At 32.5% G+C, this 15,834-nt stretch carries 18 protein-coding genes and 3 pseudogenes; all 21 read left to right on the top strand.

Annotated elements, in window-relative coordinates; all coding sequences use genetic code 11:
* The first annotated feature begins 909 nt into the window (after positions 1-909).
* The gene (locus C9J37_RS25875) at positions 910-1,488 is read left to right on the top strand and encodes an imm11 family protein (protein WP_107897696.1); all 579 of its coding nucleotides are present in this window, start codon (positions 910-912) and stop codon (positions 1,486-1,488) included.
* A 915-nt stretch (positions 1,489-2,403) separates the two neighbouring features.
* The gene (locus C9J37_RS25885; RefSeq protein WP_107897697.1) at positions 2,404-3,264 is read left to right on the top strand and encodes a hypothetical protein; all 861 of its coding nucleotides are present in this window, start codon (positions 2,404-2,406) and stop codon (positions 3,262-3,264) included.
* A 100-nt stretch (positions 3,265-3,364) separates the two neighbouring features.
* Positions 3,365-4,183, top strand: coding sequence for a HEAT repeat domain-containing protein (locus C9J37_RS25890; RefSeq protein ID WP_107897698.1), 819 nt, complete (start codon positions 3,365-3,367; stop codon positions 4,181-4,183).
* Between the two features lie 21 nt (positions 4,184-4,204).
* Positions 4,205-4,456, top strand: a complete 252-nt coding sequence (locus C9J37_RS25895; protein WP_107897699.1) for a hypothetical protein — start codon at positions 4,205-4,207, stop codon at positions 4,454-4,456.
* A gap of 98 nt (positions 4,457-4,554) precedes the next feature.
* Entirely contained in the window at positions 4,555-4,902 is a 348-nt protein-coding gene (locus tag C9J37_RS25900; protein WP_107897700.1) for a hypothetical protein, read from the top strand.
* Between the two features lie 377 nt (positions 4,903-5,279).
* Entirely contained in the window at positions 5,280-5,576 is a 297-nt protein-coding gene (locus C9J37_RS25905) for a hypothetical protein (protein ID WP_107897701.1), read from the top strand.
* A 57-nt stretch (positions 5,577-5,633) separates the two neighbouring features.
* Entirely contained in the window at positions 5,634-5,942 is a 309-nt protein-coding gene (locus C9J37_RS25910) for a hypothetical protein (protein WP_107897702.1), read from the top strand.
* 79 nt (positions 5,943-6,021) lie between these two features.
* Positions 6,022-6,678, top strand: a complete 657-nt coding sequence (locus C9J37_RS25915; protein ID WP_107897703.1) for a hypothetical protein — start codon at positions 6,022-6,024, stop codon at positions 6,676-6,678.
* Between the two features lie 498 nt (positions 6,679-7,176).
* Positions 7,177-7,416, top strand: coding sequence for a hypothetical protein (locus C9J37_RS25925; RefSeq protein ID WP_107897705.1), 240 nt, complete (start codon positions 7,177-7,179; stop codon positions 7,414-7,416).
* Positions 7,417-7,689: 273 nt separating this feature from the next.
* Positions 7,690-8,325, top strand: a complete 636-nt coding sequence (locus C9J37_RS25935) for a hypothetical protein (RefSeq protein ID WP_201262219.1) — start codon at positions 7,690-7,692, stop codon at positions 8,323-8,325.
* A gap of 308 nt (positions 8,326-8,633) precedes the next feature.
* Positions 8,634-8,792: a hypothetical protein gene (locus C9J37_RS28610; RefSeq protein WP_167397436.1), complete on the top strand. Its 159-nt coding sequence runs from the start codon at positions 8,634-8,636 to the stop codon at positions 8,790-8,792.
* A gap of 56 nt (positions 8,793-8,848) precedes the next feature.
* A pseudogene (locus tag C9J37_RS29815) lies at positions 8,849-9,040 on the top strand (RHS repeat-associated core domain-containing protein); the annotation flags it as partial.
* 18 nt (positions 9,041-9,058) lie between these two features.
* A complete protein-coding gene (locus tag C9J37_RS25945) occupies positions 9,059-9,643 on the top strand; it encodes a hypothetical protein (protein WP_201262221.1) in 585 nt (194 codons plus the stop codon).
* Positions 9,644-9,893: 250 nt separating this feature from the next.
* A complete protein-coding gene (locus C9J37_RS25950) occupies positions 9,894-10,520 on the top strand; it encodes a hypothetical protein (protein WP_107897708.1) in 627 nt (208 codons plus the stop codon).
* A gap of 471 nt (positions 10,521-10,991) precedes the next feature.
* Positions 10,992-11,366, top strand: a complete 375-nt coding sequence (locus C9J37_RS25955) for an RHS repeat domain-containing protein (RefSeq protein ID WP_107897709.1) — start codon at positions 10,992-10,994, stop codon at positions 11,364-11,366.
* A gap of 38 nt (positions 11,367-11,404) precedes the next feature.
* Positions 11,405-11,566 (top strand): hypothetical protein, encoded by a 162-nt coding sequence (locus tag C9J37_RS28615; RefSeq protein ID WP_167397437.1) that lies wholly within the window; start codon positions 11,405-11,407, stop codon positions 11,564-11,566.
* A 45-nt stretch (positions 11,567-11,611) separates the two neighbouring features.
* The gene (locus C9J37_RS25960) at positions 11,612-12,232 is read left to right on the top strand and encodes a hypothetical protein (protein ID WP_107897710.1); all 621 of its coding nucleotides are present in this window, start codon (positions 11,612-11,614) and stop codon (positions 12,230-12,232) included.
* Between the two features lie 273 nt (positions 12,233-12,505).
* Positions 12,506-12,592: pseudogene (locus C9J37_RS25965) on the top strand (RNA 2'-phosphotransferase); the annotation flags it as partial.
* A gap of 113 nt (positions 12,593-12,705) precedes the next feature.
* Complete coding sequence (locus C9J37_RS25970) at positions 12,706-13,479, top strand: macro domain-containing protein (RefSeq protein WP_107897711.1); 774 nt, start codon at positions 12,706-12,708, stop codon at positions 13,477-13,479.
* Between the two features lie 435 nt (positions 13,480-13,914).
* The gene (locus C9J37_RS25975) at positions 13,915-14,529 is read left to right on the top strand and encodes an Imm43 family immunity protein (protein WP_107897712.1); all 615 of its coding nucleotides are present in this window, start codon (positions 13,915-13,917) and stop codon (positions 14,527-14,529) included.
* 1,178 nt (positions 14,530-15,707) lie between these two features.
* Positions 15,708-15,834, top strand: a pseudogene (locus C9J37_RS25985) (IS607 family transposase); the annotation flags it as partial.

Genomic DNA, 15,834 nt, shown 5'->3' on the forward strand with positions numbered 1-15,834 from the left:
CATAGGGCATTCACCTCGTGGATAATTTTGGTTTGGTCACTTAAATTATACCATTTTGGGAGGTGCCCATTTTTTATTGTTTGAAAACCCTTGGGAGACAAGGGGTTAGAATTGTGAAATTAACTCACATATGTTTTTGTTTGATCCTTATAAGGCCGTATACACCCCTAGCTATTCACCAAATATAAAAACATATTCTTAGAGTTTTCTTGAATCGCACTTGTTTTCTATATACTTTTAGTATAGAAGAAATTGAAACTGCTTGTAGCATGATAATGATGAAGGGAAAAGATTTCTTCTTAAATGGCATGTTCGCTTAATAAGTTGTGGCCACTCTGCTCAAATTCGAAATATAGCTAATAACCCATTTTTAATTTCAGCAGAGCATTGAAAAGCATGAAAGAAAGATTCCGTAATATGGTAATTCGTTCTTTTTATTATTATAATAAACTTGGGCGTTTTTCAGCCAATTCGAAATTAAAGATGATTTGGGAGCAAAGTACGCATCAATCGTTCACAGATAATAAGTAGCTTTCAATTATGACGCGTTAGGTAGGCGGTTAGAGAAGTGTTCGGAAGGAAAAGCTACTTATTTTGTATGAGATGGCAATACGATTCTGAATAGTATTTCTCACAGGATAATTCAGATAAATTCGAAAATTTTGTGGAGAATACTTCACAGACAGACGCCGATATCGCAGATAATCTAGTGACATGGGTATTCAATGATGGCTTTGTTCCTTCAGCTAAGATAATGAGTGAAGGCAACTAACATTATTAGTGATTATCTAGGAACACCTGTCGAAGCCTATGATAAACAAGGTCATAATGTTCGCAAGAATTAATAAATGATTTAAGACAAGATTTGAGAAAAGGTAAAATAAGACTACATTGTGAGGGGTGATTTTTATGAGTTATTATCAGTTATATAGCAATTATAGAAGAGATGTTTTTTTTGATTACACAGAAAAGAACACTTTTAATCAATATGATTTAGAAGAGGGTAATGTCTACCCTTTAGATGAGAAACTTTCTTATTCAGTAGATAAATTTGATACTTATTTAAACGAATATGATATCCTGCCAACAATAGGGGGACTATTGGTAAGTTTAAAATTCAAGAAGCTAGTAGAGCGATTAGGTTCAGATTGTCAGTTTATTTCTGCGGTCATAACGTCTGCAAAGAGCGGCGAAGTCAATGAAACATTTTTTGTCATGAATATATTAAATGTAATTCCTTGCTTAGATATGGAGAAATCGGAATATAAACCATTATTAAAATCCTTACCAGACGGACCAATCAAACTATTGTCTATAAAGTATGTACCCAATTCTTTAAAAGGGCATCATATTGTAAGAATGAAAGAATATACAGGGAATATCATTGTTGATGAATTATTTATAAAAGCATGTAAAGAAGAAAAGATAAAAGGAGTAATGTTTGTCAAAGAGGGAAGTACCCAACGACCGGAATTCGTTGAAATGTAGGGTATTCCTAAAAATATTTAGTGCTTATTATCATGAATCAAAACAGTTATAATACAGTCTTTTCTCAATACTTCCTTAACTAAGTTGTCGCAACATATGTAAAGAAATTGTCGTAAGCTTTTTCTTTATATATGTTTTTTTATTGTATATTGAATTATGAAAGTGCGTTTCTGAAAATTTACTTAACATAAAGATGTAATATATTTAGTGCAGGATGCATACCCAAATCTTTTCGCTTGACGACCATGGGCAATGTCCAAATGTCACGCTAAGAGCAAGCCCAAGTAGCCAAAGCTGAGATACCCGAAGACGTGCCTACAATTGGGACGTCAATCATCAATTACGCAGTATGGTCAACGAGCTAACGGATTTCATCCCATTTAGATATTAAGGGCAGTATGAAGATGTAGAAATTGGCTTGTATTATAACCGATTCCAATACTATGACCCAGAGCAAGGGAAATACGCAGGTCGACCCGATTGGACTGGCTGGTGGGAATCCTACTTTGTTACGCGTACGTGAAAATTTCCAAACATTTTATCTGATGTTTTTGGATTAGCACCTACAAATCCGAATGATAGAGCTTATTTAAAAGAAATACTGGGAACAAGTAAAAAATTTGGTGGAGCCTATATGTTTAGAACAATTGATGTAAGGGATTGTATTACTAAATGGTATATTGGTAAAGCTAATAACTTATATACAAAGATTAAGACAACATTTAGGTTCAGGTAAATTAACATCCACATAGCTGGGATACTTACAAATACTGGTAGTTCTGCATGGCAAAGAATCAGACTTTTTTCAAAACAGAGGCTAATATAATAAAAGCTTTTGAAGATGCAGGCGAAGACCTTGCAAATAAAATAAAAAGTCCTGGTTGTTCAAAATAAGGGAATCAAGGAGAGGATATTATGGTTTTTGACAAAGTTTATTTCAATAGGAACTTTAGATTTATTAATATAAATCCAGATAAAGAGGTAGTTGATATCGAGGATATAAGAAGGCAAGAAATAGACAGTGTGTCAATTACACATGATGCCATAAAGCACAAGTTTGAGGATATTAAAAATCTTAATAGCATTTCAAATATTAGGGGGCTTAGGTTAAACTCTTATGATTATAAATCCTTAAATGAACTAAAAAATTATAGTTCATTAGAATACTTTAATTTTCTTGGGAAAACTGATGAAGTAATTCCTTTTTCGCAGTTAAATTCATTGTGGTGTGTTTACTTAAATTACAATAAAAAAACATGTAGTTCAATTTTTCAAAACAAGAACATTGAGTACTTATTTATTGATAATTATAGTGGCGATTCTTCTGAGGAGTTCAATATATTTACAGAAGCTAAAAGAATAGGGCTAGTAAAAACTAAAATATTTGAATTTGAAGCACTTAAGTATATGCCTTCCTTAGAGCACTTAGGAATAAGTTATAATTCAAAAATGACTTCTTTAAAGTGGATGGAAGGAGGAAAATCATTAAATTCAATAGGTTTTCAAAATTGTAAAAATATTGAGGATTGGAGTTCAATTGGAAATGTCTCTAGCATAGAAAAAATAATAATTGAGAGCTGTGGTGAAATTCCTTCATTAGATTTCCTTCATCAGCTACCTAATTTACAAGAAGTTCGTATTATCGGAACAACAAGTATTGGGGATGGAAAAATAAAAAATTTAATGGACCATAAAACTATAAAATATTTATTTCTACCAATTAAGAAAGAATATGATATCAAACTAGCTGACTTAGAGGATTTTAACAATCGCTAGAAAATTAGTGAAAAAATCAAACTTATATCTAAATAGAGGTCTAGAAATCTTTAATGACAATATTGAAAGTTTTAAGGTATGCGAAAGGAGATAGACAGGGATGGAGATAGAAATGGCTCGCAAATTATGGTTGAATGAAATGACTGAGAAAGAATTTATAGATGCTTTTTTTCCAAACGGTATAGACTCTGAATATGTTTTAAAATTACTGTATGGCGCTTATAAAATTCGAGATGTGGAAGCTGTTAGATGGATGTTATTTGTTGCTTCTAAATTTGACTTGTTCACTTTAAATTATACAAGGGTACTATGTAGCCTTATTGAAGCGGATTGGCACAAATCTCATGAAGACATTGCTTTTACACTATCAAAACTAAAGCCATTAAACGCTGTTGAATCACTTTATAAAGCTGTATTTCATGAACTTGAATATCTTGATTACGATGATAATTTTGCATTAGCTGTAAAATGTATTTGGGGTCTGGGTAATATAAACAGCCCAGACTCTATTGAAAAATTAAAATCTCTTTCTAAATCTAACAATGAAACTATTAAAAGAAATGCAATGGAACAGCTCGAAATGCGTGGTTTGTTTACTGAAAGACAATCTGAACTGATTTTAAATCTTTTTAAGAATGAGATTTCACAAGGAGATTTTATTGAAGAGTTTTATCCAGATTATCTTTACACTGCTGATGACTTTAAGCGTTCGGATTATGTGTTAAAATTGATTTGCTATGAATATGAAAAAAGAGATGCCCAATCTGTAGAGTATTTGCTTTATGTTGCTTCGGTTTTTGGGCTGATAACTGCGGAATACAAGAAAGTAGCAAGTAATTTGTTTAAGGAAGAGTGGTATCAAAAACAAGAAGAAACCGTCTCTCTTGTGGACTTGGCCAAATTATCTTCAAATCAATAAAATTGGTGGGGAAACTACTTTTTGTGGGACGGAAAAATGATTGCGCATGAATGGGTTGAAGATGGTGGCTATACATGTATAGATAGTGCTACGAAGGCATCTGCAAACAATGAGGAAACTGACTTATCAGCTACGAAAAAGAAACATACTGCTAAGTTTTATGGACGATCAAATACAATTATTGCTATTGATACGGATAAGTTAGACTCTAACAAAGTTTTTGATGTATCTAATGGGATTGATTTTCAAACAGGTAAGCGTTTAAAAATCTAGCATATAGCTATGAAAAGAAAGATGCTAAGGTTCTCATACAAGGTGAAATACATAAAAGTGCCTATACTATTCATAAAAAGGGAAGGTGCCGTTAAATTATGAAAATAGATTATCGAAGTGAAATTGACAAAATTAGAAATTCTTTAAAAAACTATTACAATGAACAATTCAAAAGTGAAGAGGAAGATTACATTGAAAACAAAAAGACTAAAGAACAAGTAAAAAAATTAATAATGCAAGTTTATAATGATAGTACTCTATCTGAAGCAGACAAAGGGTATATAATAAAAGTAGCGGTAGAACTTCTGGCAAAAAATACAGGTTGTGCTGAAGACGTAGAGATTGCTGAAGATATTCTTGATAGTCTTTTTAATGATATGAAAATACTAAGTCAGGAAAATATTGATAATTTTTACGAGCAATATTCAAGCAGAAGATGGCGATAAGGACTAGGTCATTCTCAAAAAAGTAGACGTCCGTTTAGAAAAGTAAAAACAAAGCCCATGTTTATATAGAAAATAGACTCGCCATGACTTTTCAAGTTATAATGAGTCTATTTTCTATTAATCTTGTTTTAGCAATGAGTATTAAGTATCGGAAATTAGGTCTTTTGGTGATCAAGGAGATTGCGATTATTGGTTTCATTATAATAAATTAATTGCCTTGTAATGGCCATTCTTTCAAAGGGTAACGACGTTCAACTAAAGTACAATACCTACGATACAGAGGAGCAATTAACCGCTGCTATCAATGAAAAAGGCGAAGTGTAACATTTGAACGCGATACCAAAGGCCATATTATTAAGGAAAACGACTTTAATAACATGGAAAAATCGTATGAGCGAAGTCTAGCAGGATTCGTGCAACGGATTCAACGACCGGGTAATCGTTGGATAGCGTATCAGCACGATGCGCTAGGAAATATTATTTGCTCTGACTACTATGATGGTACGTGGGAAACATTTACATATGACAAAAACGGCTCATTACAAGAAACGGAAAATGCGCAAGTAAGCGTCAAGCTAGAACGAGACCCATCTGGACAAGTAATTTTATTGATGTATCAACCCCAGAAAATGCTAAAGCAGCAGGGTTTAAAGGACGTCCTTATAATTACGTAGTTTCTTCTAAGGAAAAAAGCTTCTAATGAAAATTTGCAAAAAAGAGGTCGTGAGGTTATGGAAATACAGCAAGCAATTGATACTGTATATAATGGACTAGTATCTGACAATTCGGTTCCAGTAAAATTAAGACTGAACAAAGAATTAGACACTGAGTTACTTAATAAGGTTAGAGTAGCATTAGACATATTGATACACTTCTACAAAGATAAAGAAACAGTTCCTAAAAAACTTGCTTTAGCTATGGTTGATATATATGGTGCTTTTTCATTTCAATCTAGTTACTTTGAAGATGATTTATTAGAGCAACTGGAGGACATCGGAATAGAATTACAAGAAAAAGCTTTGGAACTTTTTTCAGATTAAATGATGAAACTAAAGGTTATTTAATTTATACGATCATCCCTGTAAAAAAACTAAGTAACAATGGGGGTATTAAAAAACTATGCCATTATGGGATAATTTTATAACTGCAGAAATACCTGAAGCTGGAAGCGGTAAGTGGTTACAAATAATAAACAATTCAAAACAGTATTGTGTTGAAATAAAAAATGAAGAGTTAGTGATTAATAGATATCATGAGAAGCACAGTTTACAATATGAATATCTTGATTTGACAATAGTAGGCACCGATTATGGAGAATGGGGAGGAGAATTAAAAGTTATTTATGCTGACTCGACTGAATTATTTCTAAAAAAATGCAATGTAAAATCTATATTTGAATATAAAGGAGACCTATTTTTTCTAGAAGGATTAGAACATATGTATCTCAATACAGGCAGTTTATATAAAATAGAATACGATGGTACTAGCATTTCTATTAAAGCGTGTCTAAATTTAAATGAGTGTCCAATTTCTTATTTTATATTCAATGAAATCCTATATGTTATATCTAGTGAAAATTTATTTACAATAACTAATGAAAATGGAACATATAAAAAGAATATTTTATTCAATAATTTCCCATTTAGTGCATTTGTACCGAATTCACTTGTTGTTTATAAAGGAGATTTTATTATAGGGATGAGAGGAGGGTTAGGGCGAATAGAATATGCAAATACTAATAATGTTCAGTATATGCGATTGAAAAAAATTTTTTAAGTACTCTATTTTGTTGGACTTTATAAAAATTTAATTCAGATGTTCTGAACTTCACTCCAATTATTAGACACAATTATCAATGAAGTGTCCCCCGTCAAGTATAAAGAGGAAATAATAAAAATGCGGCTTGAGCCCTAAATTTCTTGGACTTAGGTCGAAGGGTGACGGATAGTAATGGAAACTCTATGTTAGGAGACTCAGCAAGAACTTTAGGTGCAAGACTTAATTGGATATACTTGTTGATTCGAAAGGAATTGTTCGTCCAGGAACAGGTGGTGTATCTATTTCACCGAGTCCACAAGATTGACCAACACACTCCAGATTTCGGTGGTACAGGTAAGACTCCAATTTGGAAAATGAGGACTGGAGATTTAGGTCCAGATTTGGTTCATGTCCTTGATAAACCTGGTCACGGAACTATTCAACTAGCTAGATCTATACCATTTGGAGATTATCAAAGGCTTTAGCAAAAACACAAATCAATTGGGAGAAATTAACATGCCGCTAAATAACGAGTTTATTCAATTATTCCCAGAGGAAATAAAAAAAAATTATAATGATGTACTAGCTCTTCGTGAAAGCTTGATAAGGTTTAAAGATAAAGGAATGGGTAAAAATTCTATGTTGGAAAACTTAGAAAAGTTAAGGGAAATAAGCGATTCTGAAACAGAGGATATTTTGCTAGAATTGATGGATTTTGTTGTTGGGTATTGTAATCCTAACTTGTCAATTTTCTAATCTAAATTCTATACGATGATGTTGGGAATCAAAATATTATGGTTGATCCTTTTGAATTTGGTGAAATAACCTCATTTCCAAGTGACATACATTTTAGAATAGCACCTAATTTTAGTACAATTGCATCCCAAGCTAATTGTTGGTAGGCCAATACTTGAGGTTGCCAAAGATATTAGTCTCGGTAGAATCAATCCTAAGGAGTTTTTAATTTCATATACAATCGATCCTGCAACAGGTAAAGTAGTAACATTAAATAATTGAGGATTAGCTGCATTGGCTGAAGGAGGCAAATTTCCAGAACACGCAATCTTTGTTCCATATAATAAAGTTCCAAGTCATCTAATTACTGATATAAAAAATAGACCGTCATCTAAAACAATAACTATAACAAAGAATAAAGTCTGTTCTGGTCTTGTTAAGAATGTTACAAATTGTCTAGGCCAAAAATTGGGAGGTATTAAGATGTTCACTTTAAAGCCAGTAAATTTTAATTTCAAAATATCTACTACTGATTTAGAGTTAGTGTATACAGAATCGGGTGGCGTAAGAATTGAAGTGGGTGCTATACCATTAAAGAGTATAGACAATAAATGTGTTAGCATAGCAATTTTTTTTTCAATTGTAGCGGAAGTTAAATGCGTAACGTTAAATTTCGATGAATCCAATTATAATGGTTTTTGTATTTCTGAGGAAGTGTCCATTGGAGATCATTTGGAGAATGATGAAGAAAGATTTCGTCATCCAGATTCAGGATTTTATGAAGTGGTAGATTCAGAATATTTACAGAAAAATAAAAAGAAGTACGACCCCAGAAATAGGTTGAATTTGAAACATTATATTGTTAAAGGATATGACAGTTATATTGAACTAGTGGCATCTTCTACATATTCTTTAAAAGAACTGCTTTAATCTTCTCTAAGAGCTAATTGAGCAATTAGAGAAGATTCAGTGCATCCTGCAGTAATAACTTCTACAAACACTGGTGAAATCAATAAATGGTTTTTATCATGAATATATTATATCTAGTACCTTGTTTAGATATGGAAAAATCGGAATATAGACCATTATTAAAATCTTTACCAGATGGACAATCAAACTACTGACAGTAAAATATATTCCCAATTCGTTAGAAGGGCATCGTATTGTAAGAATGAAAGAATATACAGGAAAAAAATCTGAATTCTTCACAGACCGATACCGCTATCGCAGATAATCTAGTGACATGGCTATTCAATGATGGCTTTGTCCCTTCAGCAAAAATCACAAATGAAGGTCATTACAGTATTATTAGTGATTATCTAGTAACGCCTGCCGAAGCTTATGATGAACAAGGTCATAGGTTTGATCGGCTGAGCTTGATGTTTAGGGAAGAGTGAAGGAATCTACGGGTGAGAAAGACTTTAGTCCATTTAGATATTAAGGACAGTATGATGATCTAGGAATAGGCTTGTATTATAACCGATTCCGATACTATGACCCAGAGCAAGGGAATTATACGCAGGTTGACGCGGGTGGGAACCTTACGCATTATGGGTATGTAAGAGATACAAATAACAATATAGATAAATTTGGTTTATATTCAGATTTATTAGATAGAGGTGATGGTGATATGCCATGTAAATAGAAAAAAGGAGATGTGAAATTGGATAAAATATTAGATGTTGCAAGTTACGGTATTTGTTTATTTTCATTAGATGTTTTAGAAGAATTTTTAAAGAAAGAAAAAGTTAGGTCAAAAAAAATATTGAAAAATTTTCAGGATAATCATAAACGATATATAAATTCACTTGCAGAGGGGATTTGGATACCTTTTTTACCAATAGATTCTATTGAATATTTAATCAAAATTGATAATTATAATCAGTCCTTTGGCGATGAGTGGGAGGAAAAAATGGTATATCATAACTTCAATATTGAAGTTAAAGATACATTATGGATAGCTAGTATTGGTTTATTTTATGAATTCAACAGAAATAAATTTCTAGAAAATGATGAAATATCATATCAAACGTTAGATGGAGAGACATTATATTCTGGATTTAGATATAATGTTCCTTCTGGAAAATACTTAATATCCATAAAAGGCTATACACGTAAGAAAAAATTAGATTATCCCAATCCCAATTTTGGTTTTTTATTTTCTATTAATAAAATAAATGAATTTGAAGGATATAATGATCCACGGGAAGATGAAAGATATAACTTTAATGTGGCAGATATGAAATAACTCTTATAGAAAAGCTTTATCTTAGATAAAAGGAAGGAATATTTAAGGCTATCAATTTATACATATAGATTATTACTTTTTAAGTCACGGGTAGACTAACAAAACAACCAGTGGATTGCGAGTAGCTATGACGCCTTAGGCAATCGCTCCCAAATGCAATTGAATATGGTGAAAGACATCGATTTATCTGTAGAAAATAACTAAATGCAAAGGAGCGTGAAATCCGATTTAAGTTTTTCGGAAGAATAATATGGAGAATACAAATAACATATTAGTTGAGCGAAAAGAAAGTATTATATATCAGTTAGATAAAAACAATGTTGGTAATGGGTGGATTGGGGGAAATGCTCCAGCATATTTTGACGATAAAGGTGAACTTTTAAGTGAAATTGGATCTGATTATAATTTCTATCTTTGTTTTGTCAATCCATTAGATAAAAATAACATGATTTCTATCTTTATACCAAAAGAATACGAAAATCGTGTTTCAAAAAATAGATATCCAAATTGTTCATTGCAAGTATTTGAACATCCAATTTCGATAGAAAGTTTGGATTCTACTTATACCGAATTCGGAATAGTTAAACACTATATTTCAGAAGGTCTTTTTGTAAGTGAAGAAAAAGCATTTGAAACTCCTTTTTTTATTAAATTTGGAGGAAATCCTTTCCTTATCCAAGAAGAGAAATATTATTACGAAGAATTAGAGAAAAATGGATATGATTTTTTGTGTCAAATTGATGAGGACGGCTATCCTAGTGGATTATTTCATTCAGGCACAAGTCTTCCATTTGGGTTTGGTGCTGTGTATTTGTATGCAATTGTGACGGAGGATTCGATAAAGAATCCAATAGTAGGATATTGGCAATATTCATAGTTTGATAAATAATAGTAGAGTAATAAAAAAGAAGGCGCTTAAGCCTTCTTTTTTCATTCCGCTGCATCTAAGAATGTTTTGCTATGAAAAACAGGCCATTAATAGAAACTTAAAATGAGCATGTAACCATCAAGCTAGAACGAGACCCATCTGGACAAGTAATCAAAGAATGGCAAAACGATCATTGCATTACCAGTAGCTATGACGAGTTAGGCAATCGCTCCCAAATGACAAGTAGCCTCGGTGCCAAAATCGATGTCACGCGTAATGAACTAGGCACTTACAAATGACAGCCTCTTGCTCCGAGCAAGCCTAGTGGACAGCCTCGATGTAATACAATGAACTTCGTCAAAAAATTGAGCGAATTCTACCAGGGGATGTTATTAGTAAATGGCAGTATGATATCACAGGTAGACCAACACACCATCGCGTAAGTAGTCAAAACCGCGATACCCAAAGACGCGTCTATAATTGGGATGTCAATCACCAGTTGCGCAGTATGGTCAACGAGCCAACAGGTGTAAAGTGACGTACGGCTATGATGAATTTAGTAACCTCGTGTGGGCCAATCAAGATAGTTGCCAATTTTATTTCTTATACCGCAGCGTCGATGATGTTGGCAATTTATATGAAACAAAAGATAAAAAAGATCGTATCTATGGCGCTGGTAGTAGATTACTAGGAACACAGGATGCCAAATTCTCCTATGACGAAGAAGGAAATCTCCTAGCGAAAGTCGAAAACAATGGAGATACATGGAAGTACGAGTACTATGGCAATGGCATGATGGCGAAGGTCATCATGCCAGATAAGACAGAGGTTATGTTCAAGTATGACGCGCTATAGGCGGATAGAGAAGTGTTCGGAAGGTAGAGCTACTTATTTTGAATACGATTCTGCATGAGTATTTCTCACAGGATAATTCAGTGGAGAATGCCTTGCAGAAAGATATCGATATCGCAGATAATCTAGTGACATGGGTATTCAATGATGGTTTTGTCCCTTCTGCAAAAATCACGAATGACAGAAACTACAGTATGGGATAAAACATGGAATTATACCATGTAATGCATAATAGAAGGGAGATTGCTATGAAGTATAATAAATTTTTTCAAGAACGAAATGAATGTATGGTTTTTCAAACTAATGAAATTGATAGCGGTAATGGCTGGATTGGAGGTAATGCACCAAGTTACTTCGATGAATTGGAAGGCACAGTAAATGAAGAAACAACAATGTATTTTTATTTGTCCTTTGTTAACCCTTTCAATGAAAATGAGATGATATCTATTTTTGCACCCCAAAATTTTGAAGAACGTATCTCTAAAAATAGATATCCAGATTGTTCATTAATGACAATAAAACATCCTAAAACAGAAGAGAGTAAATTGGATACATTTAACAATCCGGATTTTGTAAAACATTTTATTTCTGAAGCCACTATTGTAAGTGATAAAGAAACATTTAATCAAAGGTTTCTTGTGAAATTCGGAGGAACACCAAAGCATATTCAGGAAGAGGAATATTATTATAAGGAGCTACACGAAGATGGCTTTAGTTTTATACTCCAAATTGATGAGGAAGGATATCCAGATAAACTAATAAAGCCAAGAAAAAGTTATCCCTTTGCGTTCGGTGCTATATATTTATATGCACAAATGAAAGAAGATTCAATTGAGAATCCCATAAAAAGTTATTGGCAATATTCATAAGTAAGATACAAAACATATATAGAAGACTTAAGTTCTTTTTACATATGAACGATATTTTCACGGTAGGTAACAGAAGATTATATGTTGCTAAAGAGGCTAATTCAAAGGTGAATTCCAGTTTGGGCGACTAAAGAAAATTTAGGGAATATTAATTTAAATAAACGATTTAGCACTACAACAGCCGGTAGGACAATTGAAATTCGTTGCCCTTAGGTAAAGAAATGGGGGGCGGGTACCCTACGCCATTCTCCGGGGGAGTATGAATTAGAGTTAGATGCTAATGGGTGGGTTTCAGTTGATCAATTGTTAGAATCTTTAAGAAGGTCTGATAAATGGTCGCGATTAAGATTGATGATTTGAAAAAATGGTTGAGGAGTCAGAAAAAAACGTTACGAAATTTCAGATGATAAAATCCTATGAAAATCCAAATTGTGTAACGGATTTGGATATTTCGAAAAGGGTGGTAAATAGCGGTGGAACAGTATGTTAAACCTGATGAAAGCTTATTATATTACAAATGTGATAATGTTGAATTTGCGAAAGGTCACGGGCAGTTATTTACAGAATTTGAGAATGGAATTGCAACTAGGCAAATTAATATAATCAATAACGAAATGTATATTTCTTCCTCGTTGAAAGATTGGAACGAAAATATTGGATTTTTATTGTACGATGGACATATCGATAGCTTAGATTTAAGCGATAGTGTTCCTACTACTAGAATAGAATTTGAAAATAAGTGGAAGGAGGCAATATTAGTTGCTATTAATAAACCTCAAACAAGTTACTTAAAAGGTGATGCTTCCATTCCTTTAGAAGAAAATACACTAATTATTCATGTTGTTAATATATTGGGATTATGGGGGAAAGGCTTTGTTCTATCTTTATCCAAGCAATTCCCCTATGCAAAAAAAGAGTATTTAAAATGGTCTAAGGACAAGGAAACCTTTAGGTTAGGAGAAGTTCAGTTTGTATGTGTGGACCAACAGAAATCGGTTTTTATTGCAAATATGCTTGCACAAAAAGGTGTAAGGAAAAATTACAAAGATAGTACAACTTATATTGGTTATGATGCACTTCGTTCATGCTTAAAAAAAGTTGCAAGGTTTTCATTAATTAATAGATTAACTATACAAATGCCTAAAATTGGTTCAGGATTAGCAGGAGGGGACTGGAGTGAGATTGAAAAAATAATAAACGAGGAATTGATTTATTATAAAATAAAATGTAATGTTTTTGAATTATAGAAAGAAAAATGGTCGAATAATGATATTAGTAAACTCCAGATATCTAAAGGTACAACAAGTATTTATATTTTTAATTGATTACAAGTGCTTTTGTATAAATTAATAAGTGGCGATTAATCCGTTAATTAAGGGTTTATTGTCACTTGTTTTTTGATATTTTATTAATCATGATATAGGTAGAAATAGTAATATTGGGAAACTCAACTTTGCTTTTGCATTGACTGAGCTAAATATGCATAAAAAATTATAACTATTCAAAATTATTATGAAGAATAGAAGAGGTAAAGTGCAGTACAAAATAGTAAGGAACAGTACTTTAACTAGACGAGAGATTCTACAAAGAAGTCTAAAGAAACTAATTTCCGGGAAAATAAAAACTAAATCACCATGTAGTAGATTACATAAATGAATACATGAAGGGAATGACATTTTAATATGGAGAAAAAATTTGCGATTTTTAAAAAAGAAGGTATATTTTGTCCTAATTTACTTGAGGGGATAATGCATACAGAATTTTTCGAAAAAAATCCTTTTGAGCCAAGAGATTCTGATGATGGAGAATGGAGAACCTCAAAAAATATTATAACAGAGTTGCCAAAGGAAATATGGTTCGTTTCAAAAGATAAAAGATATGATTTTGACTTCAGATGGGAGGATGGTGGATTTTTTGTATCATTAGATTTTCTTAATCTATTAAAAAAATTTGAAATTAGGAATTTTCAATATACTAAAATATATATGGTGAATAAGCATAAAGAAAGTATATCTTCAAAAGAGTATTACTTTGTGCGCTTTTATAATAAATTAGAAGATGTCATAGATATGGAGAAATCGAATATTGAATTCTATAAGCAAAATGGTCATATAAGAAAAATATGGGATTTACAATTGAAAAGTAAGGCCATACTTCCTGAAGTGTTTCAAATTAATAACATTAGACTCTTCAGAGTAATGTTCTGTTCAGAAGAATTTAAAAATGAAGTTGAAAAACTTAAATTGAAGGGAATTACTTTTGTTCCTTCAAATGAAGCGGATATGTATAAACCATAAAAATGTAGCTGTACAAATTGTATTTAGTGGTTATAGCAATAGGGAAATTTAAACATACGTTAAAAGAGTAGCTTTTATCTTAGGTTGGATTATATTGCTGCTCTTTTACTGTAAATGATAGGTACATAGATTTCTATGGCATCTTTTGTTTCTAGCAATCTACTGCCCTGCCAGCACCGTAAACACGATTTTTTTGTCTTTTGTTTCATATAGATTGCCAACATCATAGACACTGCGAAAAATCAAATTGCCGACTGTCTGGATTGGCTCATACGAAATTCATCATAGCCGTACATCACTTTTAACACCCGTTAGCTCGTTGACCATACTGCGTAATTGATGATTTACATCCCAATTCTCTTATGACGAAGAAGGAAATCTCCTAGAGAAAGTCGAAAATAATGGAGATACATGGAAGTACGAGTACTATGGCAATGGCATGATGGCGAAGGTCATGAAGCCAGATATGACAGAGTTACTTTCAAGTATGACGCACTAGGTAGACGTATAGAGAAGTGTTCTGAAGATAAGGCTACTTATTTTGGATGGGATGGGAATACGTTTCTGCATGGATATTTCTTGCAGGACCACAGACAGATGACTTACATAGTCTCGTTACATTGGTATCCAATGATAATTACTTGCGGCTCAAAGGGCAAGAGTAACGGAAGTACCTATAATAATAGTTGTTCTGGGTGCTCGTAGACTTGACGGTCAAACTGCGGAAGTAATCTACGTAAGAAAATAAATTCGAGACCTCCTAAACGACCAGATTCTCCAAAAATTAAATAGCCACCAGAAAGTACTTCAAAACAACCTAAAATTGTATGTCCAAAATAATCGTACTATTAAATAAGGAGATTAAAAGGAAAATAAATGGAGTTATACAAAATAATTGGGAAAATAATCAACTTCCGGGTATAGACGGTGTCATTTATATATCAGGTAAAGTTATTATCATGGATTCATATGAAGTTATTGACGGTAATACTTCCAATTACTTTATAAATCCCATATGTGAAACCTCTTTAGAAAGTATAATGTCTTATAATGAAGACGTCTGGTGTGAGATTGAGAAACACCCACAAGTTCAACAGCATAATGATAAAGTATTTATTTGTGGAGAAGGTGGTATGGGTAATGCGGGATTTATTGCTAATGTTGACATGAATAATAATATTATTCAAGATATTGGCAGCGGAATCAACTATAAGAAAAAAGGTTTGAAACAATTAATTGACAAGATTAATAATCGTGATATTTCAAAAGTCGTTGTACTGTACAAAGACCGTTTAGTGCGGTTTG

Source organism: Lysinibacillus mangiferihumi (assembly GCF_003049665.1).
Classification (GTDB): Bacteria; Bacillota; Bacilli; order Bacillales_A; family Planococcaceae; genus Lysinibacillus; species Lysinibacillus mangiferihumi.